Annotated in this window: 24 protein-coding genes; 19 read left to right on the forward strand and 5 right to left on the reverse strand. The window is 69.9% G+C overall.

Annotated elements, in window-relative coordinates:
- The first annotated feature begins 69 nt into the window (after positions 1-69).
- Positions 70-795, forward strand: coding sequence for a Pr6Pr family membrane protein (locus tag AC3ANJ_RS17910; RefSeq protein ID WP_488317486.1), 726 nt, complete (start codon positions 70-72; stop codon positions 793-795).
- Here AC3ANJ_RS17910 and AC3ANJ_RS17915 read toward each other — a convergent pair.
- From AC3ANJ_RS17915 to dnaK, 5 genes are all read right to left on the reverse strand, one after another.
- A complete protein-coding gene (locus tag AC3ANJ_RS17915) occupies positions 729-2,102 on the reverse strand; it encodes a flavin monoamine oxidase family protein (RefSeq protein WP_488317487.1) in 1,374 nt (457 codons plus the stop codon). The two genes, AC3ANJ_RS17910 and AC3ANJ_RS17915, sit on opposite strands and share 67 nt — an antisense overlap.
- Before the next feature lie 47 nt (positions 2,103-2,149).
- Positions 2,150-2,587 (reverse strand): heat shock protein transcriptional repressor HspR, encoded by a 438-nt coding sequence (locus AC3ANJ_RS17920; RefSeq protein ID WP_488317488.1) that lies wholly within the window; start codon positions 2,585-2,587, stop codon positions 2,150-2,152.
- A gap of 112 nt (positions 2,588-2,699) precedes the next feature.
- Entirely contained in the window at positions 2,700-3,680 is a 981-nt protein-coding gene (locus AC3ANJ_RS17925) for a DnaJ C-terminal domain-containing protein (protein WP_488317489.1), read from the reverse strand.
- Positions 3,681-3,687: 7 nt separating this feature from the next.
- Positions 3,688-4,326, reverse strand: coding sequence for a nucleotide exchange factor GrpE (locus AC3ANJ_RS17930; protein WP_488317490.1), 639 nt, complete (start codon positions 4,324-4,326; stop codon positions 3,688-3,690).
- A 2-nt stretch (positions 4,327-4,328) separates the two neighbouring features.
- Positions 4,329-6,197, reverse strand: coding sequence for a molecular chaperone DnaK (dnaK, locus tag AC3ANJ_RS17935; protein WP_406248321.1), 1,869 nt, complete (start codon positions 6,195-6,197; stop codon positions 4,329-4,331).
- Between the two features lie 306 nt (positions 6,198-6,503).
- Here dnaK and AC3ANJ_RS17940 point away from each other — a divergent pair, with 306 nt between their 5' ends.
- From AC3ANJ_RS17940 to AC3ANJ_RS18025, 18 genes are all read left to right on the forward strand, one after another.
- Complete coding sequence (locus AC3ANJ_RS17940; protein WP_488317491.1) at positions 6,504-8,222, forward strand: nitrite/sulfite reductase; 1,719 nt, start codon at positions 6,504-6,506, stop codon at positions 8,220-8,222.
- A complete protein-coding gene (locus AC3ANJ_RS17945) occupies positions 8,219-8,962 on the forward strand; it encodes a phosphoadenylyl-sulfate reductase (protein ID WP_488317492.1) in 744 nt (247 codons plus the stop codon). The genes AC3ANJ_RS17940 and AC3ANJ_RS17945 overlap by 4 nt, the downstream gene beginning before the upstream one ends.
- A complete protein-coding gene (gene cysD, locus AC3ANJ_RS17950) occupies positions 8,959-9,879 on the forward strand; it encodes a sulfate adenylyltransferase subunit CysD (RefSeq protein ID WP_488317493.1) in 921 nt (306 codons plus the stop codon). The genes AC3ANJ_RS17945 and cysD overlap by 4 nt, the downstream gene beginning before the upstream one ends.
- A complete protein-coding gene (locus tag AC3ANJ_RS17955) occupies positions 9,879-11,186 on the forward strand; it encodes a sulfate adenylyltransferase subunit 1 (RefSeq protein WP_488317494.1) in 1,308 nt (435 codons plus the stop codon). The genes cysD and AC3ANJ_RS17955 overlap by 1 nt, the downstream gene beginning before the upstream one ends.
- Before the next feature lie 37 nt (positions 11,187-11,223).
- On the forward strand, positions 11,224-12,291 hold the full coding sequence (locus AC3ANJ_RS17960) for an ABC transporter substrate-binding protein (protein ID WP_488317495.1): 1,068 nt from the start codon (positions 11,224-11,226) through the stop codon (positions 12,289-12,291).
- Positions 12,291-13,145, forward strand: a complete 855-nt coding sequence (locus AC3ANJ_RS17965) for an ABC transporter ATP-binding protein (protein ID WP_488317496.1) — start codon at positions 12,291-12,293, stop codon at positions 13,143-13,145. Before AC3ANJ_RS17960 ends, AC3ANJ_RS17965 begins: the two co-directional genes overlap by 1 nt.
- A complete protein-coding gene (locus AC3ANJ_RS17970) occupies positions 13,135-14,037 on the forward strand; it encodes an ABC transporter permease (protein WP_488317497.1) in 903 nt (300 codons plus the stop codon). Before AC3ANJ_RS17965 ends, AC3ANJ_RS17970 begins: the two co-directional genes overlap by 11 nt.
- Entirely contained in the window at positions 14,034-14,999 is a 966-nt protein-coding gene (gene cobA, locus AC3ANJ_RS17975) for a uroporphyrinogen-III C-methyltransferase (protein ID WP_488317498.1), read from the forward strand. The genes AC3ANJ_RS17970 and cobA overlap by 4 nt, the downstream gene beginning before the upstream one ends.
- A 40-nt stretch (positions 15,000-15,039) precedes the next feature.
- Positions 15,040-16,479 carry an FAD-dependent oxidoreductase gene (locus tag AC3ANJ_RS17980; RefSeq protein WP_488317499.1) on the forward strand — a complete coding sequence of 480 codons (1,440 nt, stop codon included), beginning with the start codon at positions 15,040-15,042 and terminating at the stop codon, positions 16,477-16,479.
- Positions 16,476-16,805, forward strand: coding sequence for a ferredoxin (gene fdxA, locus AC3ANJ_RS17985; RefSeq protein WP_488317500.1), 330 nt, complete (start codon positions 16,476-16,478; stop codon positions 16,803-16,805). The genes AC3ANJ_RS17980 and fdxA overlap by 4 nt, the downstream gene beginning before the upstream one ends.
- A complete protein-coding gene (locus tag AC3ANJ_RS17990; protein WP_488317501.1) occupies positions 16,798-17,724 on the forward strand; it encodes an NAD(P)/FAD-dependent oxidoreductase in 927 nt (308 codons plus the stop codon). Before fdxA ends, AC3ANJ_RS17990 begins: the two co-directional genes overlap by 8 nt.
- Before the next feature lie 197 nt (positions 17,725-17,921).
- Positions 17,922-18,638 (forward strand): DUF1684 domain-containing protein, encoded by a 717-nt coding sequence (locus AC3ANJ_RS17995; protein ID WP_488317502.1) that lies wholly within the window; start codon positions 17,922-17,924, stop codon positions 18,636-18,638.
- Positions 18,639-18,698: 60 nt separating this feature from the next.
- Positions 18,699-20,192 (forward strand): ABC transporter substrate-binding protein, encoded by a 1,494-nt coding sequence (locus AC3ANJ_RS18000; protein WP_488317503.1) that lies wholly within the window; start codon positions 18,699-18,701, stop codon positions 20,190-20,192.
- 59 nt (positions 20,193-20,251) lie between these two features.
- The gene (locus AC3ANJ_RS18005) at positions 20,252-21,214 is read left to right on the forward strand and encodes an ABC transporter permease (protein ID WP_488319314.1); all 963 of its coding nucleotides are present in this window, start codon (positions 20,252-20,254) and stop codon (positions 21,212-21,214) included.
- Complete coding sequence (locus AC3ANJ_RS18010) at positions 21,211-22,071, forward strand: ABC transporter permease (RefSeq protein WP_488317504.1); 861 nt, start codon at positions 21,211-21,213, stop codon at positions 22,069-22,071. Before AC3ANJ_RS18005 ends, AC3ANJ_RS18010 begins: the two co-directional genes overlap by 4 nt.
- On the forward strand, positions 22,068-22,886 hold the full coding sequence (locus tag AC3ANJ_RS18015; RefSeq protein WP_488317505.1) for an ATP-binding cassette domain-containing protein: 819 nt from the start codon (positions 22,068-22,070) through the stop codon (positions 22,884-22,886). Before AC3ANJ_RS18010 ends, AC3ANJ_RS18015 begins: the two co-directional genes overlap by 4 nt.
- Entirely contained in the window at positions 22,883-23,641 is a 759-nt protein-coding gene (locus tag AC3ANJ_RS18020) for an ABC transporter ATP-binding protein (RefSeq protein ID WP_488317506.1), read from the forward strand. Before AC3ANJ_RS18015 ends, AC3ANJ_RS18020 begins: the two co-directional genes overlap by 4 nt.
- 240 nt (positions 23,642-23,881) lie before the next feature.
- Entirely contained in the window at positions 23,882-24,778 is an 897-nt protein-coding gene (locus AC3ANJ_RS18025) for a helix-turn-helix transcriptional regulator (RefSeq protein ID WP_488317507.1), read from the forward strand.
- Positions 24,779-24,780 lie beyond the last annotated feature (2 nt).

Consider the following 24,780-nt stretch of genomic DNA (forward strand, 5'->3'; position numbering starts at 1 on the left):
CGCACATCCGAGCCTCCGTAGACTCGCCAGATGACGCGGTGACCGCGCGGGAGAGGAGGCGATGGCAGCGTGCGTTGGCGGATGATCTTCGGTGTGCTGCGCCTGCTCACCGCCGCCGTCTGCCTCGGCGCCCTGACCCATCGCCTGTTCTGGGGGCTGAGCTCGAACACCGTCGCCGGCGACAACTTCTTCGCCTACCTCACCGTGCAGTCGAACTGCGCGCTGGTCGCGCTGCTCGCGATCGGCGGGGTGCTGGCCCTCCGGCGGGAGACCGACCCCCGGTGGTTCACGATCGCTCTCGCGCTCGTGCTCACCTGGACGATCACCGCCGGCCTCGCCTTCGCACTGATCGTCTGGCAGGCCGGGCTACGCGGCATCCGCATCGATGTGCCCTGGTCGGACCAGCTGCTGCACTTCTGGCTCCCCGCCTGCACAGCCCTCGCCTGGGGTCTCACCCCGGGACATCGCCGGGTCACGTGGTGGGTGGTGCCGGCATCCCTCGCATTCCCGATCCTGTGGGGCATCGTGACGCTGTGGCGCGGGCCGTCGATCGGCTGGTATCCGTACTACTTCCTCGACCCGCGCCAGGTCTCGGGGCCGCCCGAGTTCATGGTGACCTGCGCACTCGCGCTGGCGATGTTCGCGCTGGTCGCGACGGCTGTCGTCGGAGTGAGTCGGATGCCGAGCCCCTGGGCGCCGCTCGCGCGACGGCGCGCGACGAGGACGGGCTACTCCGCGTCGGCGGAGGGCATGAACGGCGCCAGCGACGTGAGCGCCGCGACGACGGCCTCCTGATCGCCGAGCGCGGCGAACTCCTCCGCCGCATCCCCGCCGACGAGACCGACGAGCACGGGCTCTCCCGTCGTGGGCTGGAGATTGAACCAGGTGCGGATGACGGCGTCCCCGCCGACCACGTGCCACAGCGCCGCCTCGGTCTCCCAGAAGGCCTCGTCGAAGCGCAGCCAGATCGTCTCGATCGCGCCGACGCCGAGATCGGCGATCGCCCCGCGATGGGTGAACGGCAGCGCGGGCGAGAACTCTACGCCGCCGTGCTGGAGGACGCCGAGCGGCACGGTCAGCACGACACGATCGAACGACAGCGACTCCCCCGTCCCCAGCCGCAGGCTGACCCCGGTGTCGTCGTACGCGACACGCGATACGGGGGACGACAGACTCACTTCCAGGCCCTGGAGCAGCATCTCGATGAACACCGACAGATCAGCGGACGGCGCCGCGTAGCTCTCCGGTGGCAGGCCGGGCGGGAACCAGGACGACAGGACGTCAGGGCCACCGCCGGATGCCGCCGTCACCGCCGCGAGCAGGGCGGCCAGCGTCGGCTCCTCGGGGTCTGCACCGGTCTCGGTGAGCGCATCGGCGACGGAGAGGTCCGTCGGCTGAGTCTGCGCGGCCTCGAGCGCACCGGTGAGGACGGCATCGTCGGCCGCGTCGACCGCGCCGTCGGACGAGCGCCACTCGGCCTCGACCAGATCGAGCAGGCGGGTGTCGTCGCCGGCGAACCGCTCACGCAGATCGGTGTCGTCGACGCCCAGGAGCCAGCCACCGAGCTGGACCGGAATGGGCCAGGCCTCGTCGACGCGCGAGTCGACGCGTCCGCCGAGCCGGTCACGGGCCTCGAAGACGGTCACTTCGGCGCCCTCTGCGGTCAGCTGACCTGCGGCCACGGCGCCGGCGAGCCCTGCTCCGACGATGGCGATGCGCTCACCGGCCGCCGCGCGCGTGCGCAGAGCCGTCGCCGCTCGTTCACCGGATCGGATGGCGCCGCGCATCGTGCCCGGGTACTCGGTGTCGACGGCCTCGCCGGCGAAGAACACGCGCTGTTCGATCGGCTCCGCGAGCGCGGCGCGCAGGCTCGGCTGCGCGCCGACCGGCGTGAAGCTCGCACCACCGCGGGAGAACGGATCCGTCGACCACGCGCTGCGCATCGAATGCGTCGGCGCCGGTCCGTCGAACGTCGGAGGCGGATCCGTCGGCGTACGGGTCGGGGTGGGCGTTGGCGTGGGCTCTGGCGTGCAGGACGCGAGAAGCACACTCATGGCGCCGACTCCGGCGCCGATCAGCAGCGTGCGACGTGTCATCCTCATCGTTTCGCCACCCTACCGCGACGACCTCACTGTCCGGTGAGGCGGACTCAGTCCTCGGTGCGGCGATCGCCCGGTCGCCACAGCACGACTTCGGTCGACCGGCGGATGCGGCGGCCGGACGCCATGGGGATGACACCGCTCGCTCCGGCGGCGAAAACGCGCACGCCCGGACGGTTCTCGCGCTCGGCGCGCAACGCGCCCTCGAGATCCCGGACGCGTCGGCGCAGCATCCGCACCTCGTCCTCCAGATGCAGCAGACGCGAGATCGCCGGCAGGCTCATGCCCTCGCCGGACAGCCGGGCGACCTCACGCAGCTGCTGCACGTTGCGCGCCGAATAGCGCCGCGACCCGCCCCTGGTACGACCGGGGACGACGAGTCCGATCCGGTCGTACTGACGCAGCGTCTGCGGGTGCATGCCGGCGAGCTCGGCGGCGACGGCGATCGCGAACACCGGAGCATCGTCATCGTCGGGGGACATCGCCATCACCTCCTGGATTGACCATTTCCGAGATCAGGAACAACGCCCGAGACCAGGATGCCTTCGTGAGCGGCATCCTGATCTGGAGCTGTCGTCCTGATTTCGGGAGCCATGATCGTCAGCCGCGCGCCTTGGCCATCAGGTCGGCGCGCGGGTTCTCCTTCGGCTCGGCGGCGGCGAACGCCTCGAGCGCGGCACGAGCGTCGTCGTCGAGGTGCGAGGGGACCGCGACCTGGAGCTCGGCCAGCAGGTCGCCGGTGCCCTTGCTGCTCTTGATGCCGCGCCCCTTGACGCGCAGGACGCGGCCGGACGGCGTGCCGGGGGCGACCCGCAGCTTCACGGTGTCGCCGGCGAGCGTCGGCACCTCGATCGTCGCGCCGAGCGTCGCCTCGGTGAACGTCACAGGCACCGTGATGCGGAGATTCAGCCCGTCGCGCGTGAACACGGGGTGCGGACGCACAGCGATGCTCACGACGATGTCGCCGTTCTCCCCACCGTCGGGCGAGGGCCGACCGCGGCCACGCAGACGGATCTTCTGCCCGTCGGCGACACCGGCCGGGATCTTCACCTTGAACGGCTTGCCGTCCTCGCCCTGCAGCGTGATGGTCTCGCCCTGCGCTGCGGTGACGAAGTCGAGGGTCGTCCGCGCGGTCACGTCGTTGCCGCGCTGCGGTCCGCCGAAGCCGCGGTAGCCGCCGGAGGTCTGACCGAAGCGCCCTGAGCCGAACGAGCCACCCTGGCCCTGGTTGAACATCGCGAAGATGTCCTCGAAGTCGGCGGACGACTGCCCGCGCTGCCCGAACCGGCTGAAGACGTCCTCGAAGCCCCCTGCACCGGCGCCTGACGCCGTGAAGCGCGCACCGGAGCCCATGGCGCGGATCTCGTCGTACTCCTTGCGCTGCTCGGCGTCGGAGAGCACCGAGTAGGCCTCGCTGATCTCCTTGAACGTCGCCTCGGCCGCGGCATCTCCCGGGTTGGAATCGGGGTGATACTTGCGGGCGAGCTTGCGGTAGGTCTTCTTCAGCTCCGCGTCACTGACGTCCTTCGAGACGCCCAGCGTCTTGTAGAAGTCCTTGTCGAACCAGTCCTGGCTTGCCATCGGACCCCTACTCCGCCGGAACGGCGACGACGACCTTCGCCGGACGCAGCTCGACGTCGCCCAGGCGATAGCCCACCTCGACGACCTCGAGCACAGTGGTCTTCTCCGCTCCCGGCGTCGGCTGCTGGAAGATCGCCTCGTGGTGCTGCGGGTCGAACTCGTCGCCCTTCTCGCCGTACGAGACGACGCCGAGCCGCTCCACTACCGTGCGCACCTTCTCGGCGATCACGGCGAACGGCGTGCCGTCGACGAGGTCGCCGTGCTGCTGGGCGCGGTCGAGGTCGTCGAGCACGGGGATGAGGCCCTTGGCGGCCTCGCCCTTGGCGCGGTCGATCTCGACCTGGCGCTGCTCTTCGGTGCGCCGACGGTAGTTCGCGTACTCCGCCTGCAGACGCTTGAGGTCGTTCAGCAGTGCGGATTCGAGGTCGGCCAGCACGGCGTCCTCCGCCGCTGCCTCCCCGGTCTGCGCGGCGCCGAGGATGTCCTCGACGGTCAGGTCGTCCGCGGGAGACGCATCGGAGCCCTCAGCGGCAGCGGCCTCTGACGAATCCGGGTTCTCCTGCGGCTCGGGGCCGGATGCCGCAGCATCCGACCCCTCGCCGTCGGGACGAACCTCGTCGTTGTCGTCGAAGTTCTTGTCCGTCATGGTTACTTCTTCTCTTCGTCCTCGTCGATGACCTCGGCGTCGATGACGTCCTCGTCGGAGGAGGCGTCACCCGCGGGGGCGTCGCCCTCGGCCGAGGTGCCGGCGGAAGCGCCGGCATCCGCCTGGCTCTGGGCGTAGATCGCCTCGCCCAGCTTGCCCTGCGACTCGTTGAGCTTGTCGAACGCGACCTTGACCGCGTCGTCGTCCTCGCCGGCCAGAGCCGTCTTCAGGGCGTCGACGTCGGCCTGGACCGAGTCCTTCACGTCAGCGGGGAGCTTGTCCTCGTTGTCCTTGATGAGCTTCTCGATCGAGTAGGCGAGGGTCTCGGCCTGGTTGCGCTGCTCGAGAGCCTCGGCGCGACGCTTGTCGTCCGCCGCGTTCTCCTCGGCCTCGCGCACCATGCGCTCGATGTCGTCCTTCGACAGCGACGAGCCGCCGGTGATCGTCATCGACTGCTCCTTGCCGGTGCCCTTGTCCTTGGCGGACACGTGCACGATGCCGTTCGCGTCGATGTCGAACGTGACCTCGATCTGCGGGATGCCGCGCGGGGCCGGCGCGATGCCGGTGAGCTCGAACGTCCCCAGCGGCTTGTTGTCGCGGGTGAACTCGCGCTCGCCCTGGAAGACCTGGATCGCGACGGAGGGCTGGTTGTCGTCCGCCGTGGTGAAGGTCTCGCTGCGCTTGGTCGGGATCGCAGTGTTGCGGTCGATGAGCTTGGTCATGCGGCCGCCCTTGGTCTCGATGCCGAGGCTCAGCGGGGTGACGTCGATGAGCAGCACGTCCTTGCGCTCACCCTTGAGGACACCGGCCTGCAGGGCGGCGCCGACGGCGACGACCTCGTCCGGGTTGACGCCCTTGTTGGCCTCCTTGCCGGTCTCGCGCTTGACGAGCTCGGCGACGGCGGGCATACGCGTGGAGCCACCGACCAGCACGACGTGGTCGATGTCGGCGACCTTGATGCCGGCTTCGCGGATGACGTCCTCGAACGGCTTCTTCGTGCGGTCGAGGAGGTCCTTGGTGAGGTCCTCGAACTTCGCGCGGGTGATCGTCTCGGAAAGCGACACCGGGCCGGACTCGGTCAGAGACAGGTACGGCAGGTTGATGCTGGTGCTCGTCGAGCTGGAGAGCTCCTTCTTCGCCTGCTCGGCCGCCTCCTTCAGACGCTGCAGAGCGATCTTGTCGCCCGAGACGTCGACGCCGGAGGTCTCCTTGAACTGCTTGATCAGGTGGTCGACCAGACGCTGGTCCCAGTCGTCGCCGCCGAGGCGGTTGTCACCCGCGGTGGAGCGGACCTGGATCGTGGAGAAGTCGTCGTCCTTGCCCACCTCGAGCAGGGAGACGTCGAACGTTCCGCCACCGAGGTCGAAGACGAGGATGAGTTCGTCCTCCTTGCCCCGGTCGAGGCCGTACGCGAGAGCGGCGGCGGTGGGCTCGTTGATGATGCGCAGGACGTTCAGCCCCGAGATCTCACCGGCCTCCTTGGTGGCCTGACGCTCGGCGTCGTTGAAGTACGCGGGAACGGTGATGACGGCATCCGTCACGGTGTCGCCCAGGTACGACTCGGCGTCGCGCTTGAGCTTCTGGAGGATGCGCGCGGAGATCTCCTGCGGCGTCCACTTCTTGCCGTCCACGTCGAACGACCAGTCGGTGCCGACGTGGCGCTTGACGGAAGCGACGGTGCGGTCGACGTTCGTGACGGCCTGGCGCTTGGCGGTCTCACCGACGAGCACCTCGCCGTCCTTCGTGAACGCGACGACCGAGGGTGTCGTGCGGAAGCCCTCGGCGTTGGCGATGACCTTCGGCTCGCCGCCTTCGAGGACGCTGACGACGGAGTTCGTCGTACCGAGGTCGATTCCAACAGCACGTGCCATGTGTTTCTCCTTCTTGTTGCTGAAGCCTGATGGGAAATCCGGGGCGACCAACTAAACCTGAGTCGCGATGACTCAACTGTACCCCGAGGGTCGGATGCTGTCAAACAAAGTTGATACGAGTTCACTCAAGTTTTACCCGAGGCTCTCCGGAGCGGGCGCATTAGACCGCATCAGGCGGCACTCGCGCTCTCTGTGTCGCCATGTTTCGTCCACTGACGTCATGTGTCACCCATGCGTGACGAATGCGCGCGATCTCGCCAGAGTTGTGCAACGCCATCTCCGACGAGCAGTGCAGAGAGCATTCCCATGACCACGCCCCAGCAGACCCCGATCCGCGGTGCACGCACGCGCACGAACCGCACGCCGACGAAACCGCACGGCCAGTGGCTCGTCGACGGCACCGAGCCGCTCAACGGCAACGAGGAGTTCAAGCTGGCGGACAACGGACTCAACGTCCGCGAGCGCATCGAGAACGAGTACGCCAAGGGCGGCTTCGCGTCGATCGACCCGACCGACCTGCACGGGCGCTTCCGCTGGTGGGGGCTGTACACGCAGCGCAAGCCGGGCATCGACGGCGGCCGCACCGCCCAGCTCGAGCCGCATGAGCTCGAGGACGAGTACTTCATGCTGCGCGTCCGCATCGACGGCGGCCAGCTCACCACGCACCAGCTGCGCGTGATCGGCGAGATCTCCACCGAGTTCGCCCGTGACAGCGCCGACCTCACCGACCGGCAGAACGTCCAGCTGCACTGGATCCGCGTCGAGGACGTCCCCGAGATCTGGCGCCGCCTGGAAGAAGTCGGCCTCAGCACCACCGAGGCGTGCGGCGACGTGCCCCGCGTCATCCTGGGCTCCCCGGTCGCCGGCATCGCCGCGGACGAGCTCATCGACCCGACGCCGCAGATCCAGGAGATCGCGGAGCGCTTCATCGGCGACCCGACCCTCGCGAACCTGCCGCGCAAGTACAAGACCGCGATCACGGGGCACCCCAGCCAGGACGTCGTGCACGAGATCAACGACTGCGCGTTCGTCGCCGTCGAGCACCCGGAACTCGGCATCGGATACGACCTGTGGGTCGCCGGCGCGCTCTCGGTCGTCCCCCGCCTCGGCGAGCGCCTCGGCGTGTTCGTCGCCCCCGAGCGGGTGGCCGAGGTCTGGCACGGCGTCACGCAGATCTTCCGCGACTACGGATACCGGCGGCTGCGCAACAAGGCGCGCCTGAAGTTCCTGCTCGCCGACTGGGGCACCGAGAAGTTCCGCAACGTCCTCGAGACCGAATACCTCGACAGTCCCCTCCCGGACGGTCCGGCCGCCCCGACCCCGACGACGATCGGCGACCACGTCGGCATCCACGAGCAGAAGGACGGCCGGTTCTACGTCGGTGCCGCCCCGCTCGTCGGTCGCGTCTCCGGCAGCACGCTCACGGCCCTCGCCGACCTGGCCGAGGTGCACGGCTCGCAGCGCGTGCGCACCACGCCGTACCAGAAGCTGCTCGTGCTGGACATCCCCGAGTCCGAGGTCGACGGCCTCGTCGCCGGCCTCGACGCGCTCGGCCTGTCGGCCCGCCCGAGCCTGTTCCGCCGCGGCACGATCGCCTGCACCGGCATCGAGTACTGCAAGCTCGCGATCGTCGAGACCAAGGCGAACGCGGCGAACGCCATCGAGCAGCTCGAGGAGCGCCTCGGTGCGCTCGAGCCGGAGATCGGCCGGCCGATCACCCTGCACGTGAACGGCTGCCCGAACTCCTGCGCCCGCATCCAGACCGCCGACATCGGCCTGAAAGGTCAGCTCGTCTCGATCGACGGCGAGCAGGTCCCCGGTTACCAGGTGCACCTCGGCGGCGGTCTCGCCGGCGTCGACCGTGCCGAGGCAGGACTCGGCCGCACCGTCCGCGGCCTGAAGGTCGCGGCCGACGGCATCGCCGACTACGCCGAGCGCGTCATCCGTCGCTACCTCGCCGACCGCACCGAGGGCGAGAGCTTCGCCCAGTGGGCGCACCGCGCCGAAGAGGAGGCCCTGCAATGAGCGTCAGCCTCGCCCCCCGCATCCGCACCAAGCGCACCCCCGAGGAGCTCGCGGCCCTCGCCGAGCAGGGCAACGCCGAACTCGGCAGCCTGACCGACCACGAGGCGTCGGCCGCCGAGGTCGTCGCCTGGGTCGCCCGCAACTTCGGAGCGGATGCCGCGGCCGTCGCCTGCTCGATGGCCGATGCGGCCCTGCCCCACCTCGTGGCGGAGCAGCTGCCCGGTGTCGACGTGCTCTTCCTCGACACCGGCTACCACTTCACCGAGACTTACGCGACGCGCGACGAGGTCGAACGCGCCCTGGACGTGCGCATCGTCGACGTCACGCCGGAGCAGACGGTCGCGGAGCAGGATGCCGAGTTCGGCGCCAAGCTGTTCGAACGCGATGCCGCGCTGTGCTGCGCCCGCCGCAAGGTCGCCCCGCTGCAGGACGCACTCGGCGGATACGAACTGTGGTTCACGGGCGTGCGCCGCGACGAGGCGCCGACCCGCACGAACACACCCCTGGTCACGTGGGACGAGCGCAACGGCCTGGTGAAGGTGAACCCGGTCGCCGCGTGGAGCTTCGACGACGTGCTGGCGTACGCCGCAGAGCACAAGGCCCCCGTGAACCTGCTGGTGAACTTCGGCTACCCGTCGATCGGCTGCGAGCCGTGCACCAAGCAGGTCGCCCCCGGTGACGACCCCCGTTCCGGCCGCTGGGCCGGCCAGGCGAAGACAGAATGCGGGCTCCACGTATGACGATCGACGCGACCGCCCCCGCGACGAGCCTCACCGCGCTCGACCAGCTCGAAGCCGAGGCCATCCACATCATCCGCGAGGTCGTCGCGGAGTTCGAACGCCCCGTGCTGCTGTTCTCGGGCGGCAAGGACTCGGTGCTCGTGCTGCACCTCGCCACCAAGGCGTTCGCACCGGGACGCGTGCCGTTCCCCGTGCTGCACGTCGACACCGGACACAACTTCCCCGAGGTCATCGCGTTCCGCGACGAGACCGTCGCCCGCCTCGGCCTGACCCTCGAGGTCGCGAGCGTGCAGGACTACATCGACGACGGCCGTCTCACCGAGCGTCCAGACGGCACGCGCAACACGCTGCAGACGCAGCCGCTGCTGGACGCGATCGCGGCGGGCAAGCACGACGCCGTCTTCGGCGGTGCGCGCCGCGACGAGGACAAGGCCCGCGCCAAGGAGCGCATCATCTCGCTCCGCGACGAGTTCGGCCAGTGGGACCCGCGCAACCAGCGCCCCGAGCTGTGGAGCCTGTACAACGGCCGCCACCTCCCCGGTCAGCACGTGCGCGCGTTCCCGATCTCCAACTGGACCGAGCTCGACGTCTGGCGCTACATCGAGCGCGAGAACATCGCCCTCCCGCCGCTGTACTACGCGCAGGAGCGCGAAGTGTTCCGCCGCGACAACATGTGGTGGGCCGTGGGCGAGTTCGCCGAGCCCCGCGACGGCGAGCAGGTCGAGAAGCGCGTCGTCCGGTACCGGACGGTCGGCGACATGAGCTGCACCGGCGCCGTCGAATCGGATGCCGTCGACACGGCATCCGTCGTCGCCGAGGTCGCGCGGTCGACGCTCACCGAGCGCGGCGCCACCCGTGCGGACGATCGCATCAGCGAAGCCGCCATGGAGGACCGCAAGAAAGACGGGTACTTCTGATGACGCCCCTTCTCCAGGAGCAGACACTGTTCCGATTCGCGACGGCCGGGTCCGTCGACGACGGCAAGTCGACTCTGGTCGGCCGGCTGCTGCACGATGCCAAGGCGATCCTCGCCGACCAGCTCGAGCAGGTCGCCTCGACCTCGCGTGCCCGCGGCTTCGCGCACGGCGAGTTCGACTTCGCGCTGCTCACCGACGGCCTCCGAGCCGAGCGCGAGCAGGGCATCACGATCGACGTCGCGTACCGCTACTTCGCCACCGATCAGCGCAGCTTCGTGCTCGCGGACTGCCCCGGCCACGTGCAGTACACGCGGAACATGGTCACCGGCTCCGCCACCGCCGATGCGGTGATCGTGCTGGTCGACGCGCGCAAGGGCGTCGTCGAGCAGACCCGCCGGCACCTCGCCGTCGTCTCGCTGCTGCGCGTGCAGCATGTGATCATCGCGGTCAACAAGATCGACCTCACCGGCTACGACGAGGACCGCTTCGTCGAGATCGAGCTCGAGGCCGAGCGAGTCGCCGAGCAGCTCGGGCTGTCCGGCATCCACGTCCTGCCGGTGTCGGCGCTGGAAGGCGACAACGTCGTCGATCGATCGCCGCAGACGCCCTGGTACACCGGTCCGACCCTGATCGAGCTGCTCGAGACGCTCCCGACGCAGGAGGAGACGGAGTCGGCCGATGCCGCATTCCGCCTTCCCGTGCAGATCGTGCTGCGCCCTCAGGGCGGTCTCGATCCCCGCATCCCGGCCTCCGAAGCGGAGCGCTACCGCGACTTCCGCGGCTTCGCCGGGCGCGTGTCCTCCGGCACCGTCCGCGTCGGCGACCCCGTCGAGGTGCTGCCCGGCGGTCACGAGACGGTCATCACCGGCATCCAGGTCGCCGGTCACGATGCCGAGTCCGCGACGGCAGCGCAGTCGATCTCGGTGACTCTCGCCGACGAGGTGGATGCCGCCCGAGGTGCGGTCATCGCCGCCGCAGGCACCGCACCGGCATCCCGTCGCGAGGCCGTCGTCGAGGTGTTCCAGCTCGACACGCGCGACACGGCGCCCGGCGCCAAGGTGCTCGTCAAGCACGGCACGTCGACCGTGCAGGCCCTGGTCGCCGAGGTCATCGACCGCCGGGATCTCGAGACGCTCGCGCATGAGAATGCCGAGCGCCTCTCCGTGAACGAGATCGGACGCGTGCGGCTGCGCTTCGCCGCCGATCTGCCGCTCGAGCCGTACGCGGTCAACCGCGCGTCCGGTTCGCTGCTGCTCATCCACCCCGTCGACGGGGCGACGCTCGCCGCCGCCACCGTCGTCGACTGAACCTGCACCACCCCTCACCGTCTAAGGAGGCGAAACCGTGAAGATCACCCGCAAGACCACCGCTCTCACAGCTCTAGGACTCGGGGCCATGATGCTGGCCGGCTGCGCTTCCGCCGCCCCCGGCGCTGATGCCGCATCAGAGCCCGTCGACGAGGTTCGCCTCGGGTACTTCGCCAACGTCACCCACGCACCGGCTCTGGTCGGCGTCGAAGAGGGGCTGTTCACCGATGCGCTCGGCGAGGATGTCGAGCTGAAGACCGAGATCTTCAACGCCGGACCCGCCGCGATCGAGGCGCTCTCGGCCGGCGCGATCGACGCCACCTACATCGGCCCGAACCCGTCGATCAACACGTTCATCCAGTCCGGTGGACAGTCGGCGCACATCATCGCCGGCGCCACCTCTGGTGGGGCGGCGCTCGTCGTCCGCGACGGCATCGACGATGTCGCCGACCTCGAGGGTGCGAACATCGCCAGCCCTCAGCTGGGCAACACGCAGGACGTCGCGCTGCGCAGCTGGCTCGCCGACGAGGGCTTCGAGACCTCGACTTCCGGCGGCGGGGACGTCACGATCACTCCGACCGAGAACGCCCAGACGCTCACCCTGTTCCAGCAGGGCGAGGTCGACGGCGCGTGGCTGCCCGAGCCGTGGGTCTCCCGTCTGGTCGTGGATGCCGGGGCGCACGTGCTCGTGGACGAAGCCGATCTGTGGGAGGACGGCGCGTTCCCGACGACCGTGCTGCTGGTCCGCGCCGAGTTCGCCGAGGAGCATCCCGACGTCGTCGAGAAGCTCCTCGAGGGCCACATCGCCTCAGTCGCATGGCTCGACGAGAACGCCGCCGAGGCACCCGAGGTCATCAACGCGGCGCTGACGGAGGCCACGGGCAAGGGGCTCTCCGACGAGGTGCTGACCCGCGCTCTCGAGAATGTGACCTTCACGGTCGACCCGCACGCCGAGACCTTCGAGACGCTCGTCGAGGACGGCCTCGCCGCCGGCACCCAGAAGGACGGCTCGATCGAGGGCCTGTTCGACCTGACCGCACTGAACGCGCTGCTCGAGAGCGACGGCCAGGAGCCGGTCTCCGCCAGCGGCCTCGGAGACGAGTGATGACGGCGCCGGCGGGGCGGACCCGCGCAGACGACACCTCGCGTTCGCACGCGGGTGCCTCCTCGCTGGCGCCCAGCTTCGACGGGGTCGCGCCCGTCGCCCCGGCATCCGCACCGGTCGAGCCGATCGTACGGATCGACCACGTCTCCAAGCGGTTCGGGTCGGGCCCCCTGGTCCTCGACGACATCTCGCTCGACATCGCCCCCGGCGAGTTCGTGTGTCTGCTCGGGGCATCCGGATGCGGCAAGTCGACGCTGCTGAACCTCATCGCCGGTCTCGAGCCGGTGACCAGCGGCTCGATCTCGGTGCCGAGCACGGGTGCGGCCGTGATGTTCCAGGAGTCGGCCCTGATGCCGTGGCTGACCGCCAGGCGCAACGTCGAGCTCGCGCTGCGCCTGCGCGGCGTCCCCCGGTCCGAACGCCGCGAGGAGGCGCTGCGCCTGCTGGGCACCGTGAACCTCGCGGATGCCGGGGACAAGCGCCCGCACGAGCTCTCCGGCGGCATGCGTCAGCGCGTCGCCCTGGCGCGTGCACTCGCCCAGGACCGCCCTGTGCTGCTGATGGACGAGCCGTTCGCCGCGCTCGACGCCATCACCCGCGACCTGCTGCACGAAGAGCTGGAGCGCGTCTGGCGCGCCACCGGGCGCACCATCGTTTTCGTGACCCACAACGTGCGCGAGGCCGCCCGCCTCGGTCAACGCGTCATCCTGCTCTCCAGCCGACCCGGCCGGATCGCGCGGGAATGGAAGCTCGGTGGAACAGCCGGTCGCCGCATCGAATCGCCGGAGGTCTCGGCCCTCGCCGCCGAGATCACCACCGAGCTGCGCGAGGAGATCCGACGCAATGCCGCTTGAGACTGTGAAGACCCCCGCGGCGTCCGGGACGGACGAACTCGACACGCTGTCGGCCGGCCTCGACCGCCTGCAGAGCGAAGAGGATCAGCGATCGTCCGCCTGGCGCACGATCGTCGGCAAGGTGCTTCCGCCCGTCGCCCTGCTCATCGTGCTGCTGAGCGCCTGGCAGCTGTACGTCGTCATCGCCCAGCCGCGGCCCGACCTCTCGCCCGGGCCGCTGCAGGTCGCCGCCGCGCTCGGCGACGCCTGGGAATCGGGCCGCCTGCAGGAGGCCGTCGCCACGAGCCTCGAACGGGGCATCCTCGGCTTCCTCATCGCGATCGCGGTCGGCACACCGCTGGGGATGCTGCTGGCCGAGTGGAAGGTGCTCCGCCGCGCCGCCGGCCCGCTCATCTCGGGCCTGCAGGTGCTGCCGTCCGTCGCCTGGGTGCCCGCCGCCATCATCTGGTTCGGACTCAGCGACGCCACCGTCTACTTCGTGATCCTCATGGGTGCGATCCCGTCGATCGTCAACGGCCTGCTCTCCGGCATCGACCAGGTGCCGCCGCAGCTGCGTCGTGCCGGTGTCGTGCTGGGCGCGAGCCGCTGGCAACTGGCCACCGCCGTGATCCTCCCCGCGGCTCTTCCGGGGTACCTCGCGGGCTTGAAGCAGGGCTGGGCGTTCTCGTGGCGATCGCTGATGGCTGCCGAGATCATCGCGTTCGGCGGGTCGATGGGGTTCGGACTCGGGTCGATGCTGCAGCAGTCCCGCGAGTTGGCGGATCTCGCCGGAGTCCTCGGCACGATCCTGCTGATCCTCGCGATCGGCATCCTCATCGAGCTCGTCCTGTTCGGCCCGCTGGAGCGGCGCCTGCTGCGCAGCCGCGGACTCGCCCCCGGAGGTGCCCGATGACCGGTCTCGTCACCCTCGTCGGCGCCGGCCCCGGGGATGCCGGACTCCTGACGCTGCGCGGACTCCGCGCGCTGCAGGAGGCGGACGTCATCGTCGCCGACCGGCTCGGCGCCCGTTCCGTGCTGGATCAGCTGGCGGCAGAGGGCGTCGTCCTCACCGCTGAAGTCATCGACGTCGGCAAGCTCCCCGGTCACCACAAGGTGTCCCAGGACGGCATCAACGCGCTGCTCGTGCAGCTCGCCGCCGACGGGAAGCGCGTTGTGCGTCTCAAGGGCGGCGATCCGTTCGTGTTCGGACGCGGCCGCGAAGAGCAGCTGTTCTGCGAGCAGGCCGGCGTGGCCGTCGAGATCGTCGCAGGAGTGACCAGTGCCGTCTCGGTCCCGGCCGTCGCCGGCATCCCGCTCACGCACCGCGGCGTCTCGACGTCCTTCACCGTCGTCAGCGCGCACGACCAGATCGAGCGGCTCCCCGGCGGTGCCGACCACACGGTGGTACTGCTGATGGGCGTGAACACGCTCGGCCACTCGGCGCATATGCTCGCCGACGGCGCCCGCGGGGCGGGCTGCCCTGTGGCGATCATCGAGGACGGCTACGGAACGCACGAGCGGGTCACGATCGGCACACTCGGCACGATCGCGCACCTCGCCGCCACCCGCCAGGTGCGATCCCCCGCCGTGGTCGTCGTCGGCGATGTCGTCCGGCTCAGCCCGCACGCGGCATCCCTTCCGGCATCCCAACCTGCGGATGCGGCCTCGGCGACGCGACGATTCACGAACGATGTGACGAATGACGGACGAATCGACCCGAAAGATCCGTCAAACGTCACCGAGTCCGTGAATCGTCGCCGTCCGGGCGCCGAACCGGCACCGCGCGCCCGCTGGTTCGAGGCGATGGATGCCGGACTCGCCGTCGACACCGGACTCAGCCGGGCGATCGACAGCACTCTCGACTACGTGATCTGACCCCGTTCGCACGCTCCGCGGAGCGGCACCCCGAAAGGCCATGCCCATGTCCTCCTCCCCTCTCGCCCTGCGCGTCGCGATCGTCGGCGCCGGCCCCGCCGGGATCTACGCCGGCAACCTCCTGGCGAACGCCGTCCGCGACCGCGGCGGCCGTGTCGAGATCGACCTGTTCGAGTCGCTCCCGGCGCCGTACGGCCTGATCCGCTACGGCGTCGCTCCCGACCACCCGCGCATCAAGGGCATCGTGAACTCTCTGCACGAGATGCTCGACGCGCCCCTCGACAGGCTCGGGGACCAGTCAGAAACGGAGGGCGAGGTGGAGCCCGCTGAGCCTGTCGAAGCGCGCCGCCGCACGATCCGCTTCATCGGCAACGTCGAGGTGGGCCGCGACATCGCCCTGGACGAGCTGCGCGAGCGCTACCACGCCGTGATCCTCGCGACGGGTGCGATCCGCGACGCCGCCCTCGACATCCCCGGTGTGGATCTTGCGGGTTCGTACGGTGCCGCCGACTTCGTCGCGTGGTTCGACGGCCACCCGGATGTCGCGCGCATCTGGCCGCTCGAGGCCCGCGAGGTCGCCGTGATCGGCAACGGCAACGTCGCGCTCGACGTCGCCCGCGTGCTCGCCAAGCACGCCGTCGACCTGCGCTCCACCGAAATCCCCGACAACGTGCTGGCCGGGCTCGAGGCGTCCGCCGTCACCGACGTGCACGTCTTCGGACGCCGCGGACCCGCCGACATCAAGTTCACCCCGATCGAGCTCCGCGAGCTCGGCGAGGTCCGCGATGTCGACATCGTGCTGCACGACGAGGACTTCGACGGGGTCGACCCGACCACGGCATCCAACAACCAGCTCAAGGTCATGCTGCGCACCCTGAACGGCTGGCGCGACCGCCCGGCCGGCACGGCCTCGCGCCGCCTGCACCTGCACTTCTGGCACGCGCCGGTGTCGATCGAGGGAGACGGCAGGGTCGAGAGCATCCGCTTCGCCCGCACCACGACGGATGCCGACGGCCGCCTCGTCATCACAGGCGAGGTCCGCGAGTATCCGATCCAGGCGGTCTACCGCGCCGTCGGCTACTACGGCACGCAGGTGAACGGTGCGCCGTTCGACGCGGCTCGAGGCGTCGTCCCGAACGACGGCGGACGCGTGGACGACGAGGCCGGCCTGTACGCGACCGGCTGGATCAAGCGCGGCCCGGTCGGGCTCATCGGCCACACCAAGTCGGACGCTCTCGAGACGATCACGAATCTGGTCGCGGATGCCGAGGCAGGCCTGCTCTCGGCCACCGATGCCCCCGACGTGCTCGACCTCCTCGACGAGCGCGCGACCGAGTACACGACGTGGGACGGCTGGCTCGCCCTCGACGCCCACGAGCGTCACCTCGGCGAGACGCACCAGCACGCGCGCGAGCGTGTCAAGGTCGTCCCCCGCGAGGAGCAGGTGGCGGTGTCGCGCGACGGAGCGCTGGTCCCATGACCTACGTCATCGCGCTGCCGTGCGTCGATGTGAAGGATCGTGCCTGCATCGACGAGTGCCCCGTGGACTGCATCTACGAGGGCGAACGGTCGCTCTACATCCACCCGGACGAGTGCGTCGACTGCGGTGCCTGCGAACCGGTCTGCCCTGTGGAGGCGATCTACTACGAGGACGACCTCCCCGAGGAATGGGCCGACTACTACAAGGCCAACGTCGAGTTCTTCGAGGAGATCGGCTCCCCCGGAGGGGCGGCCAAGGTCGGCGTGTACGACTTCGACCACCCCATCATCGCCGCTCTTGCGCCGCAGGGTGACGGGCATGACTGACGACTCCTACGACGTGCTCGTGATCGGCGGCGGGCCCGCCGGGCTCTCCGCGGCGCTGAACCTCGGGCGCTCGCTCATGCGCGTGCTCGTGATCGACGCCGATCGTCCGCGCAATGCGGCGACGTTGAACTCGCACGGGTTCCTCACCCGCGACGGCATTCCGCCTCATGAGCTGCGCCGTCTCGCACGGGAGGAGCTCACGGCCTACCCGAACGTCGAGGTCCGCTCGCGCGTCGTCGTGGCGTCTCTCTCGCGCGAGGACGACGTCTTCGTCGCCGGCATCGGCCGCCGGGAGGCGACCTCCACCGTGACCGCCCGGACGGTGCTGCTCGCGACCGGGCTGCGCGAGACGCTGCCCGATGTCCCGAACCTGCGCGGCTTCTACGGCATGAGCCTGTTCAGCTGCGCGGCGTGCGACGCGTGGGATCTGCGCGACCGCCCGCTCGCCCTGATCGGCGAATCAGCGGATCTCGCCGATCGCGCACGGCTGATCGCCCGTTGGAGCCCGCAGCTCACCGTGTTCACGAACGGCGCCGACGTCCTCTCGACGGCCGAAGAGGCGGAGCTCGCGGCCGCGGGCATCAGTGTGGCCCGGCATCCGATCGCAGAACTCGTCGGAGAGCGCGGAAGGCTCGAGGCCGTCGTCCTCGCCGACGGCACGCGCGTGGACCTCGGCGGCGGATTCGTGCGTCCGGAATGGGACACGAACCTGGCCTTCCTCGACGGCCTGTCCCCCGCCCTCGATGGGTCGGGGCACCTCGTGACGGACCGGTCCGGCCGGACGGACGTGCCCGGTCTGTACGCCGCCGGGGATGCCGCGGCCCCCGGCCCTCAGCAGCTCATCGTCGCCGCCGGCGCGGGAGCGCGGGTCGCCGCCGTCATCGTGCACGACGCGATCGGCGTCGCGACCGCGCACTGATCGAGCGCCCCTTCTCTGCCCCGGGTCGAGTCACGCTTCGGCAGGGACGGTGCGACGGCATCCCACCCCACGCGTGACCGAACCCGTCGCGATCGCTCGTCCCACTCCGCGCGGAATGCGGACGCGCCCACGCGTGTTGCCCCTCATGACGCCGCATCGCGGCGCGTTTGCCGCGCACTCCTTACCCTGGAACGGTCATGTCTGCACCCGAAGAAGACCACGCCCGCTGGCGCAATGAGCGCCACGCCGCCGTCGCCCGCCCCACCGGCAACCTCGCCCTCGTCGAGACGCGCTGGGTCGGACCCGAGCGTCCGGACCTCGAGGCCGCGCAGGCGGCCGCCCCGGCATCCGTCACCGTGACACCGCTGGAGCGCACCGACATCTCCACCGGAGAGCCGGAGTACGGCCTGCGGTTCTGGGATGCCTCCTCCCCCGCGATCCGCGCGTACGACCGCATCGACGTCTACGACTACGACCCCGCATGGGTCATCGAGGCCGCGTTCGCCCCGGTGGATGCCGGCCGCACCGTGCCGTTCGAGCACATCCGCGACAACGGCGGAACCCGCGAACTCGTCGTCCCCGGCGACATCACCTTCGCCCTCGACGGCACCGAGCACCGGCTCGCCGCGTTCGACGACGGCGGCACGCTGCTGCTCGTCTTCGGCGACCCGACCAACGGCACCGAGACGTACGGGTCAGGACGCTTCCTGTTCGTGCGGCGCGACGACGGCGCCGGCTTCGGCGACGCCGGTTCCGTGGTCCTCGACTTCAACCGCGCGTTCGTCCCGCCGTGCGGCTTCTCTGCGCAGTACAACTGCCCGCTGCCTCCACCCCAGAACCGGTTCACCCAGCCGGTCCGCGCCGGAGAGAAGCACGTCGTCTTCATGGACGACTTCGACATCTACTCGGCCTGATCCGACGCCGACCCGCGGCATCCGAAACCCGAACACCCACACGAACCCAGGAGACCCCCTGTGAGAACTCCGATCGCGCTCGCGGCGACCATCGTCGCATCGGCCCTCGTCCTCGCCGGCTGCTCGTCGAGCACGCCGTCCGCCGAGGATGCCGCCGACGCCAGCATCTACATCGGCTCGCTGTACGAGCCGCAGAACCTCAGCAACACCCAGGGCGGCGGCCAGGGTGTGACCGAGGCCTTCAACGGCAACGTCTACGAGGGGCTTTACAAGCTCACCGACGACGGCGAGGTCGAGCCCCTGCTCGCCGCGAGCGAGGAGGTCAGCGAAGACGGTCTGACCTACACGATCACGCTCCGCGACGACGTGACCTTCCACTCCGGCAAGCAGCTGACTTCGGCCGACGTCAAGGCCAGCGTCGAGGCGGTCACCGCCGAGGACTCGAAGTCCGCCCGCAAGTCGGCGTTCGCCGTGATCTCCGGCATCGAGACGCCCGACGACAGCACGGTCGTCTTCACGCTGTCGCAGCGCTCGATCTCGTTCCTGTACAACCTCGCGTACATCTGGATCGTCAACGCGGATGCCGAAGACCTCACGACCACCGAGGACGGCACCGGCCCGTACACGCTCGACGAGTGGAAGCAGGGCAGCACGCTGACCCTGACCCGCTGGGACGACTACTGGGGCGAGCCGGCCGCGAACGGCGAGGTCGTCTTCGAGTACTTCACCGACGCGACGGCGCAGAACAATGCGCTGCTCACCGGCGAGATCGATGTGATCACCAGCATCCAGAGCCCTGACGCCCTCGAGCAGTTCGCCTCGAACGACGACTACACGATCAGCGAGGGCACGTCGACGACGAAGGAGCTGCTCGCGTTCAACGATCGCGTCGCCCCGTTCGACAACGCGCTGGTGCGCAAAGCCGTCTACTCGGCGATCGACACCGAGAAGCTGCTCACCTCGATCTGGGGCGACTACGGCACGCTCATCGGTTCGATGGTCCCGCCGACCGACCCCTGGTACGAGGACCTCACGGACGTCAACCCGTACGACGTCGACCTCGCGAAGCAGCAGCTCGCCGAGGCCGGCTACCCGGACGGATTCGAGTTCACCCTCGACACCCCGAGCTACGACCCGCACCCGGTCGTCGCCGAGTTCCTGCAGTCGCAGCTGGCCGAGGTCGGCATCACGGTGAACATCAACACCATCAGCGCCGACGAGTGGTACACGAAGGTGTTCCAGGAGCGCGACTTCGAGGCCACGCTGCAGGAGCACGTCAACGACCGCGACGTGGTCTGGTACGGCAACCCCGACTTCTACTGGGGTTACGACGACGCCCAGGTCCAGCAGTGGGTCGCAGAGGCCGAGCAGGCGGCGACGGCCGACGAGCAGACCGCTCTGCTGACGCAGGTGAACGAGAAGATCGCCGCGGACGCCGCGAGCGTCTGGCTCTACCTCTACCCGCAGATCGTCGTCGCCTCCAGCGACCTCAGCGGATACCCCGTCAACGGCCTGAACTCGCAGTTCTTCGCCTACGACATCGTCAAGTCCTGACCCCTTCGGATCGCGGGGTGGGATGCTGAAGCATCCGCCCCGCGATCCTCATGTCTGAAATGCTCACGTATCTGCTCCGCCGCTCCGCGTTCCTCGTGGTGTCGCTCGTCGTCGCCATGATGGTCATCTTCGTGCTGCTCCGACTGCTCCCCGGCGACCCGGCGAATGCGCTTCTCTCGGTCGATGCGACCGAAGAGCAGATCGCCGCGGCCCGCGCGCAGGTGGGCTCCGACCGACCTCTCTTCGAGCAGTTCGCTCTGTGGGCGGGCCAGATGGTCCGGTTCGATCTGGGTAAGTCGTACATCAGCACGCTGCCCGTGGGGCCGGAGATCGCGGCGCGGCTGCAGATCACCCTGCCGCTGACGCTGCTGGCGTTCGTCCTGGCACTGATGCTGTCGCTCGTGATCGGCATCACCGCCGCGGTGAAGGCCGACACCTGGTACGGCACGGTGCTCTCCGGTTTCGCTCAGCTCGGCATCGCGGTGCCGGTGTTCTGGGTCGGCATCCTGCTGGTGTGGGTGTTCGCGCTCGGGCTCGGCGTCCTCCCCTCTGGTGGTTTCCCCCGCGACGACTGGGAGGATCCTGCCGATGCGCTGCGGTCGCTGGCACTGCCCGTCCTCACCATCGCGATCGTCATGAGCGCTTCGCTGTCGCGCTACGTCCGCGCAGCCACCCTCGACGTGCTCGGCAGCGACTACCTGCGCACCGCCCGCGCCGGCGGCGCAGGCCTCGGCGAAGCGCTGCTGCGCCACGGGGTCCGAAACGGCGCCGTGCCGGTGATCGCCGTCCTCGGCATCGAACTGTCGACCACGCTGCTGGGCGCGGTCGTCGTCGAGAGCGTCTTCACGCTCCCCGGCCTCGGCAGCATGCTGCTGACCGGCATCGAGCAGCACGACTTCGCGAACATCCAGGGCGTGCTCGTCGTCTCGACGCTGTTCGTCCTGCTCGTCGGCTTCCTCGCCGACATCGTCCAGCGGCTCATCGACCCGCGGCTGCGCGCACGAGTGGCGGGTGCGCGATGACGGCCGTCGTGGAGCAGATCGAGGATGCCGCGCCCCGGCGCCGCGGCGGCAGCCGTGCGACCCTCGTGATCGGCCTGTGCTTCACGGGCCTCATCGTCCTGCTCGCCGTCGTCTCCCTGCTGTGGCTGCCCTACGCGCCGAGCGATGTCAGCGGCGGACGCCTCGAGGGGCCCAGCGGCGCGCACCTGCTCGGCACCGACAAGCTCGGCCGCGACCTGTTCACCCAGCTCATGATCGGCGCACGGATCGCCCTGATCGTCGGGATCGGTTCGGTCGCGCTCGCGGCGGTGCTCGGCATCACGATCGGACTCATCGCGGCGTTCGCGCGGCCGTGGGTGGACGACTCGATGTCGGCGGCGCTGGACGTCATCATCGCGTTCCCCGTGCTGCTGCTGGCGATGCTCGTCGTGGCCGTGCAGGGGGCATCGCTGTGGTCGGCGATCCTCGCGATCGGACTCGCGATGTCGGCGGTCGTCGCGAGGCTCACACGGATCCTCGCCCACCGGGTCCTGCACGAGCAGTTCATCACGGCCGCGAAGACGAGCGGCACCCGCTGGCCCGGGATCGTGGCGTTCCACGTGCTGCCCAACATCTGGCCAACGCTCAGCGTGAACCTCGCGCTGCAGTTCGGGGCGGCGGTCCTCGCCGAGGCGAGCCTGTCGTATCTCGGGCTCGGCGCTCCGCCGCCGAACGCCTCCTGGGGGCGGCTGCTGCAGGAGGCGCAGGGCACCGTGCTCACCGCCCCCGTCGGCGCGATCGCTCCCGGCATCGCCCTGGTCGTGCTCGTGCTCGGCGTCAACTTCATCGCCGACGGACTCCGTGATTTCGCCGACCCGACCCGCAGGAGGGCACGATGAGCCTTCTCGAGATCACCGGACTCACGGTGACGGCGGGCGGACGCCGCGTGGTCGACGACGTGTCGTTCACGGTCGGCGCCGGCGAGCGCGTCGGCATCATCGGCGAATCAGGGTCGGGCAAGTCCGTCACGTCTCTCGCGACCACCGGTCTGCTGGGTACGGGGCTCTCGGCATCCGGATCCGTGCGGCTCGACGGCACCGAGGTGATCGGCGCGTCGGACCGCACCCTGCGGCCGCTCCGCGGGCCGGTCGCCGCGCTGCTCTTCCAGGAGCCGCTGACCGCGCTCGATCCGCTCATGCGCGTCGGCCGCCAGATCGCCGAGCCGATGCGCCGTCACCTCGGGCTGCGCGGACAGGAGCTGCACGATGCCGTGCGCACCGCCCTGGCCGATGTCTCGCTCCCGGACGAGCGCATCGCCCGCGCGTACCCGCACGAGCTGTCCGGCGGGCAGCGGCAGCGGGTCGCCACGGCGATCGCGCTGGCCGGGCGTCCGAAGCTCCTCATCGCGGACGAGCCGACCACGGCGCTGGACGTCACCGTGCAGGACGAGATCCTCGCGCTGCTCGATCGCCTCGTCGCCGAACGCGACATGGCGCTGCTGTTCATCAGCCACGACCTCGCGGTGGTCGCCCGCATGACCGACCGGGTGATCGTGATGCAGCGCGGACGATCGGTGGAGCAGGGCGAGATCTCGCAGATCATCTCGGCTCCGCACGATCCGTACACGACGGCTCTGGTCGCGAGCGCCAGGGCTCTGGATGCCGCGCTCGACGGGCCGGCGGCATCCGGCGGGTCGAAAGGGAGCGTGAGATGAGCATTCTCGAACTGCGGAACGCGCGCTTCGCCTACGGGTCGCGCACGGTCGTGGACGACGTCTCGCTGCAGGTCTCCGAGGGTGAGGCCGTGGGGCTCGTCGGAGAATCGGGCGCGGGCAAGTCGACGATCTTCTCGCTGCTGCTCGGTCTGGCCGCTCCCCACGAGGGCGAGGTGCTGTTCGACGGGCAGCCGCTGAACAGGCGCGACCGCACGCTCATGCGGCGCTTCCGCGCCGACGTGCAGACGGTCTTCCAGGACCCGTACTCGTCGCTCGACCCCCGGCAGCGGATCGATCGCATCGTGGGCGAACCGCTGCGCTCGCTGGGCATCGCCCGCGGGGACGACGCCCGGCGCGCCGTCGCGGATGCCGTGCGCTCCGTGGGTCTCGACGCCGACGTGCTCGCACGCTACCCGCACGAGTTCTCCGGCGGACAGCGGCAGCGGATCGCGATCGCACGTGCGATCGTGTCGAAGCCGCGCGTGCTGCTCGCTGATGAGCCAGTGAGCGCCCTCGACGTCACCACCCGCATCCAGGTGATCGATCTGCTGCGCACGCTCCGGGCCGAGACCGGGCTGGCGCTCGTCATGGTGTCGCACGATCTGAGCGCGGTGGCGGCGCTGTGCGAGCGGACGGTCGTGCTGCGCGACGGGCGCGTGGTCGAGGAGGGGGCGACCCGCGGCATCCTGAGCGCGCCGCAGACGGAGTACGCGCGCACGCTGGTCTCGGCGATTCCGCGGCTGCCGGCGGCGTGACCCGCCACGGCGCCCGCCCTCGGGACGGATGTCGGGAGATTCCCCGGATGCAAGGAGGTTCCGGGGCATAGGGCCATGCAGGTGGGGGATCTCCCGACATGTGTGCCGTGGTCGTGCGGACGGCGACGCCGGGGTCTCGCCGGGGTTCGTGTCGCACCCGAAGCCAGAGCGACGCCGACCGCGGTGGAGTCCCGTCGCGGGTCCGGAATAGCACCCGCTTGGCCGGGGTTGCACTCACACATGACGACTGTCGATCCTGCTCGCCTGGCGGAGGTGCTCTCCTCCTTCGATGTCCGACTCGGTTTCGCGCGCCGCACGACACTCACGCACGGCGGGCTGCTCCCGCTCCCGGCCGGTCAGGTGACACTCGCGTACGTCGTCGAGGGCGAGATCACCGGCGATGTCGTGCTCGACACCAGTTGCACTCTCGATGTGCCCGGCGGATCAACCGGAACCGCCCGCGGCCCGCGCACGCTGCTCGCCGGCGACGCGTTCCTCAGCATGGGCCAGCGGCCGATCGTCCTGGAGTCGACCTCCGGTGCGCGCCTGATGACGGCCGACCTGGAACTCGACTCCGCCGCCGTCGACGGCATCCCCGGCTTCGTCTTCGTGACCGGATTCGCAGACCTCGAACCGGCCGCCGCCGCGCTGGCCGCGAACCTCGGTCCCGTCGACCCGAACGTCCACGGGCTGCGCTCGGGCGACCCGCTCATCTGCCGGATGATGGTCACGACCGTGCTGCTCAGCGTGATCCGCGCCTGGGCGCAGAACGGCTGCGCCCCGCAGGGGTGGCCGTCCCGAGCCGGCGATCCCTTCCTCGACCGCGTCGTCGATGCGATCCACTCCGAGCCGGGGCGCGACTGGACCGTCGACCTGCTCGCCAGCGTCGGAGCGATGTCGCGGTCGGTGTTCGCCGAGCGCTTCCGCGCCGCGGTCGGCCAGTCGCCCGCGAGCTACGTCACGGACGTGCGGATGCGCCAGGCCAAGGAACTGCTGGATGCCGGACGCAGCGTCTCCGAGACCTCCCGCGAACTCGGCTACGCGTCGGATGAGGGCTTCAGCCGGGCGTTCCGCCGGCACACCGGAGTCGCCCCGTCGGTGTGGCGCCTGCAGGGGCGCACCGCGATCCCGGCGTAGTC

The sequence above is a fragment of the Microbacterium sp. STRO-1N genome (assembly GCF_057748015.1).